General features: G+C 61.6%; 11 protein-coding genes. 6 read left to right on the top strand and 5 right to left on the bottom strand.

The window, feature by feature from the left end; translation table 11 throughout:
• Positions 1-88 precede the first annotated feature (88 nt).
• On the top strand, positions 89-1,012 hold the full coding sequence (gene paaX, locus EI969_RS10440) for a phenylacetic acid degradation operon negative regulatory protein PaaX (protein ID WP_150715821.1): 924 nt from the start codon (positions 89-91) through the stop codon (positions 1,010-1,012).
• A gap of 86 nt (positions 1,013-1,098) precedes the next feature.
• Complete coding sequence (feaR, locus tag EI969_RS10435; RefSeq protein ID WP_160387619.1) at positions 1,099-2,013, top strand: transcriptional regulator FeaR; 915 nt, start codon at positions 1,099-1,101, stop codon at positions 2,011-2,013.
• A 130-nt stretch (positions 2,014-2,143) separates the two neighbouring features.
• Here feaR and tynA read toward each other — a convergent pair whose 3' ends face one another.
• Positions 2,144-4,432 (bottom strand): primary-amine oxidase, encoded by a 2,289-nt coding sequence (tynA, locus tag EI969_RS10430; RefSeq protein WP_160387617.1) that lies wholly within the window; start codon positions 4,430-4,432, stop codon positions 2,144-2,146.
• Between the two features lie 235 nt (positions 4,433-4,667).
• Here tynA and EI969_RS10425 point away from each other — a divergent pair, with 235 nt between their 5' ends.
• From EI969_RS10425 to EI969_RS10415, 3 genes are all read left to right on the top strand, one after another.
• Positions 4,668-5,168, top strand: a complete 501-nt coding sequence (locus EI969_RS10425) for a sigma-70 family RNA polymerase sigma factor (RefSeq protein ID WP_008049809.1) — start codon at positions 4,668-4,670, stop codon at positions 5,166-5,168.
• A 40-nt stretch (positions 5,169-5,208) separates the two neighbouring features.
• A complete protein-coding gene (locus tag EI969_RS10420; protein ID WP_160387615.1) occupies positions 5,209-6,192 on the top strand; it encodes a FecR family protein in 984 nt (327 codons plus the stop codon).
• 98 nt (positions 6,193-6,290) lie between these two features.
• Positions 6,291-8,717, top strand: coding sequence for a TonB-dependent receptor (locus tag EI969_RS10415; RefSeq protein ID WP_160387613.1), 2,427 nt, complete (start codon positions 6,291-6,293; stop codon positions 8,715-8,717).
• A 113-nt stretch (positions 8,718-8,830) separates the two neighbouring features.
• On the opposite strand, the gene EI969_RS10410 is transcribed toward EI969_RS10415, so the two are convergent.
• A complete protein-coding gene (locus EI969_RS10410; protein WP_160387611.1) occupies positions 8,831-9,982 on the bottom strand; it encodes an MFS transporter in 1,152 nt (383 codons plus the stop codon).
• A 166-nt stretch (positions 9,983-10,148) separates the two neighbouring features.
• Between EI969_RS10410 and EI969_RS10405 the strand changes: the two genes are divergently transcribed.
• A complete protein-coding gene (locus tag EI969_RS10405) occupies positions 10,149-11,141 on the top strand; it encodes a diaminopimelate epimerase (protein ID WP_160387609.1) in 993 nt (330 codons plus the stop codon).
• Between the two features lie 128 nt (positions 11,142-11,269).
• Here the strand turns inward: EI969_RS10405 and codA are convergent, their stop codons facing one another.
• From codA to queD, 3 genes are all read right to left on the bottom strand, one after another.
• Positions 11,270-12,514, bottom strand: coding sequence for a cytosine deaminase (gene codA / locus EI969_RS10400; RefSeq protein WP_160387607.1), 1,245 nt, complete (start codon positions 12,512-12,514; stop codon positions 11,270-11,272).
• 72 nt (positions 12,515-12,586) lie between these two features.
• The gene (locus EI969_RS10395; protein ID WP_160387605.1) at positions 12,587-13,420 is read right to left on the bottom strand and encodes an alpha/beta fold hydrolase; all 834 of its coding nucleotides are present in this window, start codon (positions 13,418-13,420) and stop codon (positions 12,587-12,589) included.
• A 207-nt stretch (positions 13,421-13,627) separates the two neighbouring features.
• Positions 13,628-13,984 carry a 6-carboxytetrahydropterin synthase QueD gene (gene queD / locus EI969_RS10390; RefSeq protein WP_003223505.1) on the bottom strand — a complete coding sequence of 119 codons (357 nt, stop codon included), beginning with the start codon at positions 13,982-13,984 and terminating at the stop codon, positions 13,628-13,630.
• Positions 13,985-13,995: the final 11 nt, after the last annotated feature.

The raw sequence follows: 13,995 nt of genomic DNA, 5'->3' as shown, positions 1-13,995 counted from the left end.
CATCGCCAGCAAGCCGGCTCCTACAAGGGGTTGGGCTTAACCGGCCGGCTTTCGGTATATTCCTTTTCTTTTTTCGCACGGAACGCCCATGTCGTCCCTGACTCCCTTGAACCATCTGATTACCCGCTTCCAGGAACAGACGCCGATCCGCGCCAGTTCCTTGATCATCACGTTGTACGGGGATGCCATCGAACCCCATGGCGGCACCGTGTGGCTGGGCAGCCTGATTCAATTGCTCGAGCCGATCGGCATCAACGAACGGCTGATCCGCACTTCGATTTTTCGCCTGACCAAGGAAGGCTGGCTGACCGCCGAGAAAGTCGGTCGGCGCAGCTACTACAGCCTGACCGGCACCGGTCGCCGGCGTTTCGACAAGGCCTTCAAGCGGGTCTACAGCACCACGATGCCGGCCTGGGATGGTTCCTGGTGCCTGGTGATGCTCTCGCAGCTGACCCAGGACAAACGCAAACAGGTGCGCGAGGAGCTGGAGTGGCAAGGTTTTGGTGCGATTTCGCCGATGGTGCTGGCCTGTCCGCGCAGTGACCGTTCCGATGTCAACGCGACGCTGCTCGACCTCGGCGCCCAGGAAGACACCATCGTCTTTGAAACCACCGCGCAAGACGTGCTGGCCTCCAAGGCGCTGCGCCTGCAAGTGCGCGAGAGTTGGAACATCGAGGAACTGGCAACCCACTACAGCGAATTCATTCAGCTGTTCCGGCCGCTCTGGCAGGCGCTTCGCGAGCAGGAAAACCTGCAACCGTCCGACTGCTTCCTGGCGCGAATCCTGCTTATTCATGAATACCGCAAGCTGCTGCTGCGCGACCCACAGCTGCCGGACGAATTGTTGCCCGGCGATTGGGAAGGCCGTGCGGCCCGGCAGTTGTGCCGCAACATTTACCGTTTGATCTATGCCAAGGCCGAGGAATGGCTGAACAGTGCACTGGAAACCGCCGACGGACCGTTGCCGGACGTGGGCGAGAGTTTTTATCGGCGGTTTGGCGGGTTGAAGTAAACCCGTCGCCGTTCAGGGAGAGTCGCTGTTCAGGAGAACCTGTGTTTTGACGTAGACAATAAAAATAAGCCTGCGTGAGGCCTGCCATGATTTCTACAAACGCACAGCGCCATGATGGGTTCGATCAGTGGATCCATCAGATCAACCAGATCTGCGGCGCCTTCAATGCACAACCCCTGGGCAACGAATTTGCCGGGCGCATCCGCGAATACCAGAGCGATGCGCTCAAGCTCAGTTTCGTCGACGCGTGCCAGGCGCGTTTGTACCGCACGCCCCAGGAAGTCGCGGCGGGCGAGGGCGGCAAGTATTTTGCGGTGTTCCAGCTCGACGGCACGGCGGGCATGGCCCAGGGCGACGACAAGGTCTTGCTGTCCCCCGGCGACATCACGCTGATCGATGCCGCGCGACCCAGCGACTTCACCTACAGCGAAAACTCCCGGCAGTTGTCGTTGATCCTGCCGCACCAACTGGTCGAGCAAACCCTGCGCTTCAATCAGGTCAAGTGCGGCCACCGGATTGCCGCGACTTCGCCCATCGCCATGCTCTCGCACCGGCTGATCCTCGATGCCACCCGCCAGCAGCACCTGACCCGACAGGAAAGCGAAGCGACCCTTGAGGCGATCGTCAGCCTGTTGCGCCCGGCCATCAGCCAGACCGACGATTGCGAGGATTCCCACGAGCGGATCTTCCGCAAGACGCTCAAGTTCATCGACGAACACATCCGCTCCGAAGACCTGTGCCCGGAATGGCTGGCGCGGGAAGTCGGCATGTCCACCCGTGGCCTGTACCGGATGTTTGCCAAGAAAGGGTTGGTGGTGGCGCGCTACATCAAGAACCGCCGCCTGGACCTGTGCGCCGAATTCCTGCGCCAATCGGGCAAGGAACAGAAGTTGTCGGTGTTGGGGTATTCGTGGGGGTTTTCCGATTCGAGCTACTTCTCCACCGCGTTCAAGTCACGCTTCGGCATTGCGCCGGGGGAGTATCGCAAGCGGTATGCCTGATCGGTTGCCTGAGCACCGAATAACCCTGTGGGAGCGGGCTTGCCCGCGATAGCGGTGGATCAGTGACAATGATGTCGACTGACACTCCGTCATCGCGGGCAAGCCCGCACAGGTTATATGAATTGCCCGGTTACTTCGGTGCGTTGAGGTTCAAGGTCGGCGTTTCATCGAAGAAATTCCACGGTTTGAGCAGCACATGCACCCATTCGGTCGGCATGATCGGCCATTCTTCGGCGCGGGCGATGTGGGTGGTGCCGGTGGTCAGCCAGACCACGTCGTCGGTGTTCTCGATGGAGTGGTTGTCCTGGGTGAACTGGCCCAGGCCCGAGTCCCTGTCCGAGCGGTTCGGGTACTTGCCTTCCGGGTATTTTTCCTCGGGGTTGTATTGCGTCACCCACAGTTGCTTGTCCATGAAGCTCAGGCGGTGGTAGAGCCATTCGTCCTTGCCGAAGTTGGCGCCCTTGGCCACCGGGTGCGTGCCGCCGGCATAAGGAATCAACTGGTAGGAAACCGGGTTGCCGACCTTGTTCTCCTTGCTGAAGTTGGTCAGCAGACGCACGGTCGACGGGTCGAATTTCTGCGCCGCCTGTTGCTCGGTGCCGACTACTTTGGTCTCGGTCTGCATGGTGCTGGTGCGCGGGCCGCCACGGTCGTTGGGCAATACCACCGGGTTCACTTCCACCAGTGAGTTCTGCTCGCCGTCCACGTCCATGTCGAGGCGGAAGTTGTAGATGTGCTGGTGCGTGGTGCCGACGATGTTGTGATCGAGCAGGGTGCCGTAGCGCGTGTCTTCCTTGGCGGTGTCTTCGTGCATGGTTTTCGATTTCACGCCCTTGACCGCTTCGATGCCGGTGGCGCCGGCGTCGATGCCGATGGTGCCGTTCTGCTGGAAGACCCAGTCGAAGATGTAGTCGTAGTTGCCCACGGTGCTGATCCAGCGCACCACCAGTTCACGGCGCTCGGTGCTGAGGTTGGGTTGGCCCATTTCCTGGTGTTTGTATTCGGGGCCGGCGTAGCGTTCGAACACCGCCATGGCGCGCGGGATCGCGGTCGGTGCGCCGGTGTAGTCGGCGATGGTGGCGTCCAGCAGCACGGCGTTTTCCGGGGCGTCTTTGCCACGGGCGATCGGTGAAGTCAGGGTGCCCATGCCGTAGTCGCCGGAGTCGAGGTAGGCCTTGAAGTACCAGCCGATGTCCGGGTCGCCGTAAGGCACGATCATGCCGCCCAGGGAGCCTTCGTACATGATCTTGCGTTTCTTGCCCTTGTCGTCGTAGGTGACGGTGGACAGGATCGGGCCGACCCGCGAATCGAGGCGAACGTGGAAGTCCCAGTTCTGCCAGTGAATGCTGTTGCCGCTGATGGTGTAGTTCTTGCCCTCGGGCTCGATGATTTCCAGCGGCTTGACGGCGACGCCCTGGCGTCCGCGACCGTCATAAGGCGTCGGTTTCATCGGCACCGGAATGAGCGCTTCGTCTTCGATCTTGATCAGCTTCTTCTGTTCCAGGTCGACAATCGCCACCAGGCCCTCGATCGGGTGCGCCCAGTAGTTGCCGTCACCGGTGTCGAGGTAGCTGACGATTTTCAACAGGCGCTTGTCCTGCGCCAGGCCATCCTTGCCGTCGAAGTAACCGACGGTCAGCGGCGTGGCCACGACCTTCTTCACGTCATTGATGCCGCGCTTGGCGAGGGCCTGGGCGTATTCCGGGCTGGACTCGACGGCTGATTGCACCGTGGCGAAATCATCCAGCAGGACCATGCCGTGGGCGCCTTCGATCGGCTTCCAGGACTTGAGTTCTTTCTTGTCGAGGTCGACCAGCGCTTCGATCACGTGCTTGCCGTCGAGCACGACGATGCTCGCCTGGCGCGGTTGCGCGACGTTCTGCCCGGTGAACACGAAGTTCCACACCTGATCCTTCGGCGGCTCCTTGACCGAGACTTCGGTGAAGCGGAAACCGGGTTTGTAGTTTTCCGATTGCTTGACGATGTCCACGGCCGTGGTGATTTCGCCTGCGCTCAGGGGATTGAGCGGGTTGGGGCGGGTCTCGACGACGAAGGTCTTGTCCAGCCCGGACTGGAACACCTGGTTGATGAAGTCGGTGGACATGAACGCCGTATGGTTCTTGAACACCACCGGGACAGTCAGCTCGATACGCTTGCCGTTGAGCATCGCCACTTTGCTGTCGGGCTTGACCTTGAGATAGACCCCGTCCTTGGCAATGGTGAACAGGTTGGCGTAATCGTCCCATTTCACCGTGGCGCCAAAGGCCTCCAGACCCGCCTGCAGCGGCACCATGTCGGCGTGACCGCCGTGGGCCTGGGCCGTGTTCGCCCAGAAAGGCAGGCCAAGGGTGCTCAGGGTGATGGCCAGGGCCAGGCGGGCAAGCGGGGTTCTTTTGGGCGAAGCTTTGGAGCTGAACATGGGTGAATTCCTGGGGAAAAGCCGGGTACGGGCATTCCTGCACTTTGTTACAACTCGTCAATGGACGCTTTTGAATGCCTGCCAGATTTCTTTGGTTGCGTGCCGCGATTGAGCTTTGCTGACGAAATGCACAATGGCAAGCAGACAAAGTGCCCGACCAAGGGGGATTGCTAACCATTGCTTCAGGTTAATAGGAAGCATTACTATTCACGCCCCGCCTCCACAGCACACCGCAATGACCCTCAAGCTGCCCCGCAGACACGGCTTTTTCGAGCACTACGAAGAGTTGGTTGGCACCTGGACCCGTCGCCTGAGGAATCGTCAGCAGGCCGAGGACCTGGCCCACGATACCTTCGTGCGGGTGCTTGAGTCCGATTCGGCGGCGGTGCAACAGCCTCGGGCGTATTTGCACCAGACCGCGCGCAACATCGCCGTGGATGGTTATCGGCGTGAGGACCGGCGGGGCGCCATGGAGTCAGAGGCGATTGATCTCAGTGAGTCGCCGACCGGCGACCCGGAGCATTTCATGCACGCGATCCAGTTGGCGGATTCCATTGAACGGGCGCTCACCGAGTTGCCGGTCAACTGCCGCAAGGTATTTGTCTGGCAGAAAATCGAGGGCCTGACCCAGGCCGAAATCGCCGAACGACTGGGACTGTCCAAGAACATGGTGGAAAAGTATATGATCCGCACGCTTCGGCACCTGCGTGATCGCCTGGACGGGTTGCAGTCATGATGGCCCATGCATTCTCCACCCCAGCCAGACAGGAACTTCCATGATGGATACTCGTGATTGTGCGTGCGGGCAAACGACGGTGCGCGATGAGGCGGCGCAGTGGTTTGTGCGTTTGCAGGAACCTGTCGTCGATGTCGAAGTGCGGCGCCGATTCCAGGCCTGGCTGGACGAACATCCCCAACACCGGGACGAATTCGATGTGCTCCAGGGTTTGTGGAGCGCCGCCGACCTGGTGCCGGCGGCGCGTTTGCAGGCCTTGTGCGATACCCCGCCAGCCCTGAAGAAACCTCGTCCCGTGCTGCGTTATGCGGTGGCCGCCAGCGTGTTCGCGGTGGCACTCGGCTTGGGCCTGTTCAGCGCTCTGAACCATCCGGCGCCTTACACCGCCGAGTTTTCAACGGCCTTGAATGAGCGGCGCCATGTGGCGTTGCCGGATGGCTCGGAAGTCGATCTGGACAGCCGCAGCCGGATTCAGGTGCGGTTTGAAAAGGGTCAACGCAACGTTGAACTGACCGCAGGCGAAGCGATGTTCAGCGTCGAGCACGACACCCGCCGGCCATTCGTGGTCGCGGCGGGCAGTGGCAAGGTCACGGTCACCGGCACCCGCTTCGACGTGCGTCGCGGCGCCAGCGAAACCCGGGTGGTGGTGGAGCAGGGCACCGTCAGGGTCCAGGGGCGCGAGGCCGCCGACAACGATTTCATCAATCTGACCGCAGGCCTTGGCACCCACGTCGATGCCCGGGGCAAGGTTGCCGCTGCCTACGCGGTCAACCCGGCGGAAATGACCGCCTGGCGCAGCGGCAAGCTGGTGTTCAACAACGCCAGCCTGGCCGACGTCGCCGAGCAGGTCTCGCGTTATCGGGAGAAGCCGCTGAAGGTCAGCAATGCGGCGGTGGGCAATCTGCGCCTGACCAGCGTGTTCAAATCCGACAACACCGACGCGCTGCTCAAGGCCTTGCCGAACATCCTGCCGGTGGCCGTGCGCACCCTTGGCGATGGCAGCCAGGAAATAATTTCAAAATAGAATTCAGGTTTTTTTCGAGTTCATCGTCTTCCTGTTCAACTGCAACTGGTTTGCATTAACAAGCGCACACTCTTGCGATCCACAGGACTACGTTCGACGTGAAAAACTCCACCGCTAAAAACAACAAACTCCCCTGGTTGCCGTTGGCGCTTGCGCTGGCGGTCAACGTTGCGCTGCCCCAGGCCTTTGCCGCCGATGGCATTCACATCCCGGCGCAACCTTTGGGGCAGGCCCTGAGTCAGTTGGGCCAGCAAACCTCGCTTCAGGTGTTCTTCAGCCCTGAACTGGTCGCTGGCAAACAGGCCCCGGCGGTGGATGGCAACCTTTCCCCGGAAGACGCGCTGCGCCAGTTGCTGCAAGGCAGCGGCCTGCAATACCAGATCGATGAAGGTTCGGTGACCCTGATGCCGGCGCCGACTGCCGCGGCCAACGGTCCACTGGAACTTGGCGTGACCGACATCAAGGTGGTCGGCGACTGGCTCGGCGATGCCGATGCCGCCGTGGTGCAGAACCATCCGGGCGCGCGAACGGTGATTCGCCGTGAAGCCATGATCGAGCAGGGCGCGATGAACGTCGGCGACGTGTTGAAGCGTGTGCCGGGCGTGCAAGTGCAGGAAGCCAACGGCACTGGAGGCAGTGACATTTCCCTGAACGTCGGTGTGCGTGGCCTGACCTCGCGCCTGTCGCCGCGCTCCACCGTGCTGATCGACGGCGTGCCGGCGGCGTTCGCCCCTTACGGCCAGCCGCAGTTGTCCATGGCGCCGATTTCCTCGGGCAACCTCGACAGCATCGACGTGGTGCGCGGTGCCGGTTCCGTCCGCTACGGACCGCAAAACGTCGGTGGCGTGATCAACTTCGTGACCCGCGCGATCCCGGAACAAGCCTCCGCTGAAATCGGCACCACCCTGGAAACCTCCCAGCACGGTGGCTGGAAGCACATCGACACGGCATTCATGGGCGGCACCGCCGACAACGGCATGGGCGTGGCGCTGTTGTATTCCGGCGTGAACGGCAACGGTTACCGTGAAAGCAACAACGGCAACGACATCGACGACGTGATCCTCAAGACCCACTGGGCACCGACTGATTACGACGATTTCAGCCTGAACTTCCACTACTACGACGCCAAGGCCGACATGCCCGGTGGCTTGACCCAGGCGCAGTACGACGCCGACCCGTTCCAGTCCGACCGCAACAACGACAACTTCAGCGGCCGCCGCAAGGACGTGTCGTTCAAGTGGATTCGGCAGATCGACGACCGTACCCAGGCCGAAGTGCTGACCTACTACACCGACAGCTTTCGTGGCAGCAACATCGCCGCACGTGATCAGAAGACCCTCGGCTCGTTTCCGCGGACCTACTACACCTTCGGCATCGAGCCGCGGGTGTCCCATGTGTTCGACGTCGGCCCCACCACCCAGGAAGTCAGTGTCGGCTATCGCTACCTGAAGGAGGCCATGCACGAGGAGGCCAGTCGCCTGGGGCTGAACAGCAACAACGAACCGGTCGTGACCAAGACCTCGGACGGCCACGTGTATCAGGACCGTACCGGTGGCACCGAGGCCAACTCGGTGTATGTCGACAACAAGATCGACGTCGGCAACTGGACCGTCACCCCGGGTATCCGTTTCGAGCACATCAGCACCGACTGGCATGATCGCCCGGTACTCGATACCGCCGGCAAGCCTGTACAGGAAAAGAAACGCAGCATCGAAAGCAACGAGCCGCTGCCGGCCCTGAGCGTGATGTATCACATGTCCGACGCCTGGAAGCTGTTCGCCAACTACGAAACCTCGTTCGGTGCCCTGCAGTATTTCCAGCTCGGCCAGGGTGGTTCGGGTGACAACCCCGCCAATGGCCTGGAGCCGGAGAAGGCGAAGACCTACGAAATCGGCACGCGCTACAACGATGATGTGTGGGGCGGTGAAGTGACGCTGTTCTACATCGACTTCGATAAGGAGCTGCAATACATCAGCAATGATGCGGGCTGGACCAACCTCGGCGCGACCACCCACCGCGGCATCGAGGCTTCGGTGCACTACGACATGGCGGCACTGGACCCACGCCTCGACGGCCTGACCGCCAATGCCGGTTTCACCTACACCCGCGCTGTCTATGAAGGGGATATTCCAGACTTCAAGGGCCGTGACCTGCCGTTCTACTCGCGTCAGGTAGCGACTGCGGGGCTGCGTTACGACATCAACCGCTGGACTTACAACCTCGACGCCTTCGCCCAGTCCAAACAGCGCTCGCCAGGCGTCGCGGTGAACGCCGACGGTAGTTTCAGCAACAACTACATCACCGAAGGCACCGCCGACGGCCAGTACGGCGATATTCCGGGTTACGTCACCTGGAACGTGCGCAGTGGCTATGACTTTGGTCCGCAGGTGTCGAACCTCAAGGTTGGCGCCGGGGTGAAAAACATCTTCGACAAGCAGTACTTCACCCGCTCCAGCGACAACAACTCGGGCATGTACGTCGGCGCGCCACGCACGTTCTTTGTGCAGGCCAGTGTCGGGTTCTGATAGATCGGGGTGAATTCATCGCTGGCAAGCCAGCTCCTACAGTTGATCAGCGGCGTACACCAATAATGTGTTCGCAGGATCCCTTGTAGGAGCCGGCTTGCTGGCGATGCTCTTCAGACCTTCAAAACTCTCCCGCCAATCGCCACCGCCACCAGCAACAGCGCCATCAAGGCAAAGGCAAAGCTCAGACTGCTGCCATGGGCGACGAAGCCGATGACGGCGGGGCCCGCGAGAATGCCCGCATAACCCAGTGTGGTAATTGCCGGCACGGCGATGCTTTCGGGCATGACCGTCTGCTTGCCGACTGCGGTGTACAGCACCGGCACGATGTTCGAGCAACCGGCGCCCAGCAGCGCGTATCCCACCAGCGCCGCCTTCCAGTCCGGCGCAAACGTCGCCAGGAACAAGCCGGCGGCGGCCGTCAGCCCGCCGAACACAATCACTCGTGTCGCGCCCAGTCGTCGCACGATTTTGTCACCGGTCAAACGCCCGGCCGTCATGGTCAAGGCAAACGCCGCATAACCGAGGCCAGCATATGCCGTGTCGATGCCACGTTCCTGCACCAGGAACACCGCGCTCCAGTCCAGCGCCGCGCCTTCGGCGAGGAACACGATAAAGCACATGCCGCCGATAAACAGGACGATGCCATGGGGCACCGCGAACGCCGGCCCCGAACCCTTGCTGCCGTAGGGCAACAGATGCGGCACGGCCTTGGCCAACGCGATCAGCAGCATCACGATCACCACCAGCGTGGCGCCCAGCGGGGAAATTCCCAGGCCAAGCAAGCCGCTGACGCCCGCTGCACCGACAATCCCGCCCAGGCTGAACAGGCCATGGAACCCCGACATCATGTTTTTGCCGCTGGCGCGCTCGACGATCACCGCTTGCAGGTTGACCGTCGAATCCACGGTGCCCAGGCCCGCGCCGAACATGAACAAGGCAGCGACCAAGGCCGGAATCGACGACACCGTCGCCAGCAGCGGCAGGGCGGTACAGATCAGCAAGGCTCCGCCAGTCGTCACCCGCCGGCAGCCGAAACGTGAGGACAGGATTCCGGCCAACGGCATCGCCAGAATCGAACCCACCCCAAGGCACAACAGCAGCAAACCCAGGGTGCCTTCATCCAGCCCGGCCCGTGCCTTGGCATAGGGCACCAGCGGCGCCCACGCGGCGATGCCGACCCCGGCGATGAAAAAGGCGATGCGCGTGGACATCTGTTCCAGGCGGCCGGGAACGAAGGTGGTCTGGCTGTTGAGGCTACTCATATCAATTCCTGGCAAAAAACGTCGCGTCCTCAACGGACAGTGATCGACCGGCGTGGGTTCGATCAATGTCCGCAAAAGCTTGCAGTCAAACAGGGCGATATCGTTGCACAGCGCCAGCGTGTTTCGCGATATGTTGGGCCATTTCAATGACACACGGGAGGGCGCCATGGCGCAGCGGTACGATGCACGGGGCAACATCTACATCGTGGTGGCACCCGAAGAATTGCGCCGTCAGGGCATCAACTTGCCCGATCAGGCCAGCCAGGCCGCGCAAACCCTCGAAGCCTGGGCGCTCGCGGCCATCGAAGCCTGCTGTAGCTGGGCGCCTGGCACTCGACCGCCCGGCAGCAAGGATCATCGCAGCGACGGTTTGCTGGTCGGTCCGTTTCAGGCGTCGCCTCCCTTTGACCTGTTGATCGTCAACACCGACGGCACCCTGGCCGAGCGCAGTGGCAACGGCTTGACGATCTTTTCCCAGGCACTGAGCGATCAAGGGCTGTTGCCGAAGGACGAAGCCTGTCTGCTCAGGGTTCATCACGACAAGGCTGATACGCCTTCGCCGGGGCAGACCTCGGTGAAAGCCGCAGAGGTCGATGGCGTGAAGGGTTTCTGGCTCGATCTGGGGCAGCCGGGATTCGGACCGGCAGCGGTCAGCGCGCATGGCGTTGAAAACGCGATGTTGAACGGTCGTGAACTCAGCCACATTGAACAATTGTCGGTACTCAACGGGGCCTGGTCACGCAGTCAGTTCGCCCGGGTCGGTAATCCGCATTGCGTGACGCTGGTCGAAAACGCCGAAGATTTGCCGAGCAATGAGCAGATGCGCGAACCGGGGTTGGCCGAAGGTCTGACGAAAATCGCCTACGCGATGCCGACCGGGGCGGGACGGCCGTGTCCGGCGGGGATCAACCTGCAATGGGCGATGCGCCTGGCCGAAGGGCACATCGCTGCCCGGGTGTTCGAGCGCGGCGAGGGGCCGACGGCGTCGTCGGGGACCAGCGCCAGTGCGGTGGCCTGTGCAGCTTGGCGGGTGGGTTGGGTCAGTGCTGGAGAGGTGAGGGTGACGATGCCGGGTGGCACGGCGCCGATCCTGCTGGAAGAAGAGCAGGGGGAGTTGAGGCGGGTCAGTCTGTTTGGTACGGCTCGAATGGTGGATTGATTTTTAGATTGCCATCGCGGGCAAGCCCGCTCCCACAGGATCGCAGCCGTACACCAATATCGTGGCCACTAAAAAACACTGTGGGAGCTGGCTTGCCAGCGATGGCGTCAGCCCGGTCACCACCAGACTCAGCCCAGCCCACCAAACTCCACCACCGGCATCGTCCGCTTCATCAGCACCTTGCCCTCGCGCACCGAATACAGCGGCAATCCCTGACTGCGGATCACTTCGTAGTCGCTGTCCGCCGACAGAATCAGCAGGTTCGCCGGCCGGCCGCGCTCCAGGCCATAACGATCGCCGAGGTTCATGGCCTTGGCGCTATTGTCCGTCACCAGATCCAGCGCACTTTGCAGGTTGCGATAGCCGAGCATGTGGCAGATGTGCAGCCCGGCTTCCAGTACCCGCAAGATGTTGCCGTTACCCAGCGGGTACCACGGGTCGACGATCGAATCCTGGCCGAAGCACACGTTCATGCCCGCTTCCAGCAACTCGTTGACCCGGGTCACGCCCCGGCGTTTCGGGAAGCTGTCGAAGCGACCCTGCAGGTGGATGCTTTCGGTGGGGCAGGAGACAAAGCTGATCCCCGAATGCCCGAGCAGGCGAAACAGTTTGGCGCAGTAGGCGTTGTCGTAGGAGCCCATGGCCGTGGTGTGGCTGGCCGTCACCCGCGAGCCCATGCCGCGGCTGCGGGCCTCTTCGGCGAGCACTTCGAGGAAGCGCGAATGCGGGTCGTCGGTTTCGTCGCAATGCACGTCGACCAGGCAACCGCTGCGTTCGGCCAGGTCCATCAGGAACTTCACCGAGCTGACGCCCTGATCGCGGGTGTACTCGAAATGCGGAATGCCACCGACCACATCGGCACCCATGCGGATCGCTTCCTCCATCAACTCGCGACCATTGCGGTAAGACTCGATGCCTTCCTGAGGGAACGCGACGATTTGCAGATCGACCAGGTGCCGGCTTTCCTCGCGCACTTCGAGCATCGCCTTGAGCGCGGTCAGTTGCGGGTCGGTGACGTCGACGTGGGTGCGCACATGCTGGATGCCGTGGGCGGCGAGGGCCTGGATGGTTTTTTTGGCCCGGGTCTTGGTGTCTTCCAGGGTGATGGTCGCCTTACGCTCGCCCCAGCACTCGATGCCTTCGAACAGCGTACCGCTCATGTTCCAGCGCGGCTCGCCGGCGGTCAGGGTCGCGTCGAGGTGGATATGCGGCTCGACAAAGGGCGGCACCACCAGATTGCCGCCGGCGTCCAGATCGTCAGGGCCCAGGGTCGGGGCTTCGGTCTGGCGGGCGATGCTGCTGATCAGACCGTTTTCCAGGTTCAACTCATGCAGGCCTTCCTGGTTGCGCAGACGGGCGTTGATGATGTGCATCGGGCAGATCCTTTTGGCGAATCGTATTGGCAATACCTCTACGTTAGCTCGCTGGCGGCAACTCCTGCCAGTTCAATTGGATGAATGTTGCGCAGGTAAAAACCGCAGCAGCGCAGCGACTATGGCTTCAGGTGCATCTTCCTGAACCAGGTGCCCGGCGTTGGGGATCGGATGAAACTGCGCGCCGGGAATCATCTGCTGCAAGGCGCGTCCGCGTTCGACGGGAATCCACTGGTCGTCTTGCCCCCAGAGAATCTGCACCGGGCAGCGGATCGCCGGATACAAACCCTCGGCCTCGCGGGTATAACGCTCGTCCATTTGCGCGATCTGCCGGTAGAACGCCGCTTGCCCCGGCTCCCCCAGCCATGGCTGCACGTAGGGGGCGAGTTCGGCATCGGGGATGTCGCGCTGGATGGCCCCGCGAATATAGGTCGGCACGATGGCGCGCTGGATGTAGTCAGGCAGTCCGCTGAACGCCGCTTCATGCTGGCGCACATGCTGCACGAACGGCGAGCCCCAGGGCGTCAATGCCACCGGATCGATCAGCGTCAGGCTGCGGTAATCCTTGCCGTCGAGCAGGTGCGTGCGCAGGGTGGTGGCGCCGCCGAAGTCGTGGGCCACCACATCGGGACGATCCAGGCCCCAGTGCTCCAGCAGTTGCGCCAATAGCCGGTTTTGCACACCAAGCGAGACATCGGCATCCGGTTGTGCCGACTGTCCATAACCCAGCAGGTCGAAGTAGTAGACACGGTGAGTGGCCATGAAATGCGGCGCGATCCGGTGCCATACATAAGAAGAAAAGGGTGTGCCATGCACGAACACCAGCGGCGGGCCGTCGCCGCCTACGGCGTAACGGACCGGGTGTCCGTTGAAGTCAAAGACCTGATCCAGCGGCCAGTCAGTCATGGGCTTGTCCTCTTGGCGGGGCGAGGGGAAAAGCATAGGCATAAAAAAACAGCCGATGAAGGCTGTTTTCTTTTTCTCTGACAAAACGCTGTTCCCCTGTGGGAGCGAGCCTGCTCGCGAAGAGGGCGTGTCAGTCACGGTACATGTTGTCTGACACACCGCTTTCGCGAGCAGGCTCGCTCCCACAGGTTATTTGTAATGTTTGACTTACTCGCCGCGATAGATGCAACCGCTGGTGCAAGTCTCGTGGATGCGGATCGCACTGAGCTCCGGCAGCAAGGGCTTCATCTCATTCCAGATAAACTTGGCCAGCACTTCGCTGGTCGGGTTTTCCAGGCCGGGGATGTCGTTCAGGTAGTTGTGGTCCAGGCGCTCGTACAGCGGCTTGAAGATTGCCTTGATTTCCGAGAAGTCGCGGATCCAGCCGGTATGCGGGTCGAGGTCGCCGCTCAGGTGGATCGCCACTTTGAACGAGTGACCGTGCAGGCGCCCGCACTTGTGGCCGTCCGGTACGTGGGGCAGGCGGTGGGCGGATTCGAAAGTAAATTCCTTGAAGATTTCCACAGTGTTTTCAG

Origin of the sequence: Pseudomonas sp. PB101 (assembly GCF_009764265.1) — a bacterium.
In the GTDB taxonomy this organism is placed as follows: domain Bacteria; phylum Pseudomonadota; class Gammaproteobacteria; order Pseudomonadales; family Pseudomonadaceae; genus Aquipseudomonas.
Note: the sequence above shows the minus strand (reverse complement) of the source record. Positions and strands in the feature narration are given on the sequence as shown.